At 49.9% G+C, this 5,577-nt stretch carries 7 protein-coding genes; 2 read left to right on the forward strand and 5 right to left on the reverse strand.

Annotation, left to right across the window (positions count from 1 at the left end; all coding sequences use genetic code 11):
* Positions 1 to 368: 368 nt before the first annotated feature.
* Positions 369 to 614 carry a hypothetical protein gene (locus GX030_02825; protein NLV91314.1) on the reverse strand — a complete coding sequence of 82 codons (246 nt, stop codon included), beginning with the start codon at positions 612 to 614 and terminating at the stop codon, positions 369 to 371.
* A 147-nt stretch (positions 615 to 761) separates the two neighbouring features.
* On the opposite strand from GX030_02825, the gene GX030_02830 reads away from it, so the two are divergent.
* The gene (locus tag GX030_02830; GenBank protein ID NLV91315.1) at positions 762 to 2,225 is read left to right on the forward strand and encodes a nicotinate phosphoribosyltransferase; all 1,464 of its coding nucleotides are present in this window, start codon (positions 762 to 764) and stop codon (positions 2,223 to 2,225) included.
* A gap of 36 nt (positions 2,226 to 2,261) precedes the next feature.
* Here GX030_02830 and GX030_02835 read toward each other — a convergent pair whose 3' ends face one another.
* From GX030_02835 to GX030_02850, 4 genes are all read right to left on the reverse strand, one after another.
* Positions 2,262 to 2,999, reverse strand: a complete 738-nt coding sequence (locus tag GX030_02835; GenBank protein NLV91316.1) for an ABC transporter permease — start codon at positions 2,997 to 2,999, stop codon at positions 2,262 to 2,264.
* Entirely contained in the window at positions 2,996 to 3,754 is a 759-nt protein-coding gene (locus tag GX030_02840; protein ID NLV91317.1) for an ABC transporter ATP-binding protein, read from the reverse strand. The genes GX030_02835 and GX030_02840 overlap by 4 nt, the downstream gene beginning before the upstream one ends.
* A 96-nt stretch (positions 3,755 to 3,850) precedes the next feature.
* Positions 3,851 to 4,390: a tryptophan transporter gene (locus GX030_02845; protein NLV91318.1), complete on the reverse strand. Its 540-nt coding sequence runs from the start codon at positions 4,388 to 4,390 to the stop codon at positions 3,851 to 3,853.
* Between the two features lie 130 nt (positions 4,391 to 4,520).
* The gene (locus GX030_02850; protein ID NLV91319.1) at positions 4,521 to 4,844 is read right to left on the reverse strand and encodes a S1 RNA-binding domain-containing protein; all 324 of its coding nucleotides are present in this window, start codon (positions 4,842 to 4,844) and stop codon (positions 4,521 to 4,523) included.
* 201 nt (positions 4,845 to 5,045) lie between these two features.
* Between GX030_02850 and GX030_02855 the strand changes: the two genes are divergently transcribed.
* Positions 5,046 to 5,390 carry an alpha/beta-type small acid-soluble spore protein gene (locus GX030_02855; GenBank protein NLV91320.1) on the forward strand — a complete coding sequence of 115 codons (345 nt, stop codon included), beginning with the start codon at positions 5,046 to 5,048 and terminating at the stop codon, positions 5,388 to 5,390.
* Positions 5,391 to 5,577 lie beyond the last annotated feature (187 nt).

Consider the following 5,577-nt stretch of genomic DNA (forward strand, 5'->3'; position numbering starts at 1 on the left):
GAGCCAGGATCAAACTCTCCGTGAATCTTTGAGATGAACCTTAACACAAGCTGTGCTGACATACTGCTTAGTTTTCAAGGATCAAGTCAAAAGGCACTGCAGCCTCTTGTCCTAATTTTCGCCAACGCCCGAGGCGTTAGCAAAAACTATCTTAGCATGTTTTCGCCGCCGATGCAAGTGCCAATTTCTTCTTTCCCATCAGCACCCTTCCGAGCGGCAAGATGTATCTTATCACGTTACTTTACTTTTGGCAACTACCAGTTTCAGTAACATTAACATTTCTGTTTTGTTACTATTTTGTATCGCGTCTGGTCAGGTATGATTCTACCATGACTGTGTTTCGAGATCAAGGGGTCTTTACTGTTTTCTTAACCCTGGGCTCCCTCTTTTTCCACCCAGTCCTCATTCTCATCCAATTCAACTATGTCTTCGGGGTTCATCCCCGTAGGCAACCCGCTGCGCACTCCGGCCACCAATCGATCGCCGGGCTCTAGTACTTCCAACACCCCATAGACCTGAAGCAGCTCGACAACTTCCCGTACTTCATTTTGATTTAGTCCCGTTTGCTTCGCTACCTCAGCTATCGTTGGAACATGGTTTTTGGTGTTCGGCATCTCAATCAACTCCAGTCTGCTAATCTACCGCTAGTATTCCACCGCAGCAACAGCATAATCAATAATCGTGCTCTGTTCCCGAGTCTAATTGCCCCAGATGTGATATAATTGGGATGAAAATTTCTTAGCAGATAGGAGTATATCCCCATGCCACGTCAGAATCAAACGATGCATACCGATCTGTACCAGCTCACGATGATGTATGGGTATTACAGAGCCGGAACACACAAGCGCGAGGCCGTATTTGACCTGTTTTTTCGCACCGGTCCCTTTGGTGGCAACCATGTAATTACCGCAGGTCTTGAGCAAGCGATTGAGTACATACAGAATCTTCATTTTTCCCAGGAGGATCTGGACTATCTCGCATCCCTAAAACTTTTTAGTCCTGATTTTCTCGACTTCTTGCGGGATTTCACCTTTACTGGGGACATCTTGGCTATGCCGGAGGGTACCGTTGCTTTCCCCCATGAGCCTTTGGTTCGGGTCAAGGCTCCAATCTACCAAGGGCAATTAATCGAAACGGCTTTGCTCGCAATGATCGGACATCAAAGCCTAATTGCCACCAAAGCTGCCCGAGTAGTTCAAGCAGCCGAGGGTGATCCCGTCCTTGAATTTGGCCTGAGGCGTGCTCAAGGTCTCGGAGCTGGGCTGTATGGAGCCCGAGCAGCTATCGTCGGTGGATGTGCTGCTACCAGCAACCTTCTGGCCGGACAAGTCTTTGGAGTTCCCGTTAGTGGAACACATGCCCATTCCTGGGTAATGAGCTTTCCCACTGAGCTCGATGCCTTCCGTGCCTATGCAGCAGCCTATCCCGATGCTTGTCTACTGCTGGTTGACACCTACGACACCCTGCGCAGCGGAGTTCCCAATGCCATCATCGTCGGTAAGGAGTTGGAAGCCAAGGGGCATAAACTCCTGGGAATCCGTCTCGACAGTGGCGACATCTCCTATTTGTCTCGGGAAGCAAGGAAGATGCTGGACAGTGCCGGACTTACCTATGCAAAGATCGTTGCAAGCAACGATCTAGATGAGCACCTAATTCGGGATCTCAAGCAACAGGGAGCCAAGGTGGACACTTGGGGTGTCGGAACCAACCTGATTACTGCCAGGGATAATCCTGCCCTGGGCGCAGTTTACAAGATGGTTGCCGAAGAAGTAGACGGCAAATTCGTTCCCAAGATCAAAGTCAGCGAGAACCGGGAAAAAACTACGAACCCCGGCGTCAAGAGGCCCTTGAGGCTAATGGATAACTCCACAGGAAAGGCAATCGCGGATCTGATCATCCTTGAGGAAGAAGTCATCGATACCAGCAAGCCTTTGACCATCTTCGATCCAATTGAAACCTGGAAACGGAAAACCCTCCGCAATTTCTCGGTGCAGGAGCTCCTCACCCCGATTTTCCTCCAAGGTGAGTTAGTGTACAGCCTGCCGAGTCTACCGGAGATCCAACAAAGGGCCAAGGAAAACCAGGCAGCCTTCTGGCCGGAACACATCAGGCTGATTAATCCCCAGGAGTACTACGTAGATCTGTCAGAGCCACTGTGGAACTTAAAGCAGCAGCTGATTGAGCAGGAGCGAGCACGAATTCAAAATGGGCTAAATGGACGGTAATAATAGTAGTAGAAACCTTTATACCAATGGCGGTCGTTATGACCGCCATTTGCATAATTTGCCTTCTATCCAATTGATCGCCTGAAACAACAGTAATCCCAACAAACTCAAAGCTGCGATTCCAGCGAACATGTCCTGGTAGTTTAACCTCATCCAGGCATCGGTTATGTAATACCCCAATCCAAGCTCAGTGCCGAAGGTCTCAGCAAAGAACAGAATCGCCAAGGCAGTGCCAACACTCACTCGCACCGAGGTGAGGACCCTGGGAAGTACCGCTGGTAATAAGACGTGCCACAACATCTGCCACCGATTTGGTCCCAGGGTGGCAATGGAATCGATTATGAACCGATCGATTCCCCGACGGGCATCCATTACCGATACTAAGATTTGAAATAGAATAACCAAAACCATTAGGAAAATCTTGGCTGAGTCACCCAGGCCAAGCAGTAGCATAATTACCGGCAAGAAGGCCACCTTGGGGATAGGATATAGTAGGTATAGGAATGGTGAAAAGGTCCTATACAACCTGTCATTTCCACCAACCCAGATCCCGACGGGGACTGCAATCACAATGGAGATTACGATGGCGCGAAGGGTACGCCAGAGACTGACCCAAGCATGAAGGGGAATATCCGTTCTTGTGATCAGATTGACGATTACCGGGTAAGGGGGAGGAAAGGCCGGTGTTTTCAGCATCCAAGCTAGTAGCTGCCAGGCTACAAAAAGCTGTACCAAAGGGATGAGACCTCGTTTTATCCGCCGAATCCTATTCATAGTTTCCCCCCCTGATTCCGATCAGCTGCTAACAATGCTCTAATCAGTTCGGCTCTAGAAACGTGCTCCGGATCGGCCCGATTACCGGCACCGGGATTGTCGAGAGTAAGGAGCACCTTTGCCGGAGATTGCGATAACACTACAATCCTGTCTCCCAAAAATAGGGCCTCCTCCAGACTATGAGTAACCAGAATCGTTGTTAAGGCTAGTTCCCTTTGCACTTTAGAGAATAGTTCCTGCATGTCTTCTCGGGTTAACGCATCCAGAGCGGAAAAGGGTTCGTCCATCAGCAGCAACCTCGGCTCTACTGAAAGTGCTCGGGCTACTGCTACCCGTTGCTTTTGCCCCCCTGACAACTGGTGGGGATACTGATGACAGCAGTCTCTTAGTCCCAGCCTTGCGATGAGCTCCTTAACCCTGTCCCGAGCCCCGGTGAGTTCACCCCGAAACCGCAATCCTAGTTCAACGTTGTCTCGAGCAGTTTTCCAGGGCAACAAGCCGTAGTCCTGCAGGATAATCGATATGTCCCGACGCCCCCGCTGCGGAGGTGCGTTGAAGATTTCAATCAGTCCTGAGTATTCCAGGTTCAACCCCGCAAGGCAATAAAGAATGCTGGTTTTTCCGCAGCCCGAGGGACCAACAAGGGCTAAGACACTGCCAGGCTTAACACCAAAGGACACCTCTCCTACGGCTTTGTATTGACCATGGGATATTCCCAGCTTCACTACATTAACTGCGAAATGCTCCTTTACCACCCATCAACCCCCCCCCATACGTAACATATATATACTGTGATACCAAAAAAAAGAGCCCCATGACGGTCCATGGGGCCTTGTTGCATTGGCAAAAAATTACTGACCTGCCTTAGCGGGGTTTGCCACTCGGTGTCGCTGCGCAGAGTACAGCTTCGCAGTGATGGGATACAGCACTAGGAGACTCAAGGTGTTGATTGCCGTAGCCGGTAAGACTACAGATACCACCAAGGCCATGAAGGGAGCTGGTAACCCAACCAAAACAGTAGCCGAGGACAGGAACACTACTCCGCTCACCAAAGTGCCTAAAACTCCCACGACAGGTACTTTCAATCTGCTTGGTACGACGGATGCTAACGCCATTACCGCGGCAGTGGTTACCAACTTGTCAATGATGTTGGGTATCTGCCCACCGGGAAAGGTTGTGGTGAGGGCAGTAATCAAGCCCGTGGCTATCCCTGCAATCGCGACAATTCGTTTGTCAGGAATCAGCATAATCACCACAAACAACATAATGAGAGAAAAGTCCGGTTTCATCCCGGCAAAAACACCGGGAAACACAGCGTGCAACACCGAACCAATCCCCAGCAGCAAAGCTGCCAACACAAGGTCGCCTACACTAAACTCATCTAGTCTCATCTCAACTCTACTCTCCTTTATTTAGTTTTTTCAATTATAGCATCGATTCCCACAACTGACAACTGCAAATTGACTCCTGGTCCTGGAGATAATAAAAACGCCCTGAAACCAGGGCGCAAATTTAGCAAACCTAAAACAGATTGGTTTCCTTTAGTCGTTTCTCACTTTGAGCCAAAAACTTCTGTATCTTCCTCTCCAGATCCTCTGGAGACTGACGTTTACGGGGCGGGGCGGTTGCAGCCTTGATCGATAAGCTGTACTTGCCATCCTTGATCTCCAAAACCTTCACACGGACTGTGTCGCCCACTTTAACCTCGTCTTCTACCGCCTCGACAAACTTATGGGCAAGCTGGGAGATATGGACTAAGCCTTCTTCTCCATTGGGCAGTCTGACAAAGGCCCCAAACTTCGCTGTACTCGTCACAGTACCTTCGACAATGTCACCGACGTGCATTAAATACCTCCATTGATCGACGAATTTTCGGTGCAACATGAACAAACTAAGTATAACACATTATATCAGAGAGCGCACCCTTCTAGATTGCGCCTGATTTCACCCAGCCTGAATTTGCATCAACTGGAGAACATCCGCTAGTTTACGGAGCTGAGATCTACACATCATAAGAGCGAACCCACTTCAAAGGAGGAGTACTTAATGGCTAATGGTCGACGTAGTAACCAGATCCTCAACCCTGCCGCGATGCGGGCCCTGGAGCAATTTAAGTGGGAAACCGCTCAAGAGCTGGGTTTGGGTCAAAGCCAAGGGTACCAGGAGTTCCAGCAGACCGGTTACGGTGGAAATCTAACCGCTAGGGAAGCTGGAAGCATCGGCGGTTACATGGTTAAGAAGATGATTGCTGCTGCGGAGCAATCTCTGGCTAACCAGACCGGTGCAGGCGTGGCCGGTAGCACTGATCCTAGAAATCAACCTGTCCAGGTAGACAAAGCCTCTATCCAAACCGGCATGGACGCAAACCAAATTCCAGCTAAGCAGTTCTAACAGAGTAGACAAAGGGCGGGGGCTAGCACCCCGCCCTTCTACACTACTTACCCAGTAGATAAAAAAGACAGCCAGGCACAATTACCTAGCTGTCATGTGAAAAGGTATTCGGCAACGTGCTACTCTCCCACCGGGTCACCCCGGAAGTACCATCGCCGCTGGAGGGCTTAACTGCTGTGTTCGAGAC

It is taken from the genome of Bacillota bacterium (genome assembly GCA_012727955.1).
Classification (GTDB): domain Bacteria; phylum Bacillota; class Limnochordia; order DTU087; family JAAYGB01; genus JAAYGB01.

What these genes read in the sequence shown, in the direction of transcription:
- GX030_02825 (NLV91314.1), bottom strand. Translation starts at nt 614, where the DNA reads ATGCCGAACACCAAAAACCATGTTCCAACGATAGCTGAGGTAGCGAAG.
- GX030_02830 (NLV91315.1), top strand. Translation starts at nt 762, where the DNA reads ATGCCACGTCAGAATCAAACGATGCATACCGATCTGTACCAGCTCACG.
- GX030_02835 (NLV91316.1), bottom strand. Translation starts at nt 2,999, where the DNA reads ATGAATAGGATTCGGCGGATAAAACGAGGTCTCATCCCTTTGGTACAG.
- GX030_02845 (NLV91318.1), bottom strand. Translation starts at nt 4,390, where the DNA reads ATGAGACTAGATGAGTTTAGTGTAGGCGACCTTGTGTTGGCAGCTTTG.
- GX030_02850 (NLV91319.1), bottom strand. Translation starts at nt 4,844, where the DNA reads ATGCACGTCGGTGACATTGTCGAAGGTACTGTGACGAGTACAGCGAAG.
- GX030_02855 (NLV91320.1), top strand. Translation starts at nt 5,046, where the DNA reads ATGGCTAATGGTCGACGTAGTAACCAGATCCTCAACCCTGCCGCGATG.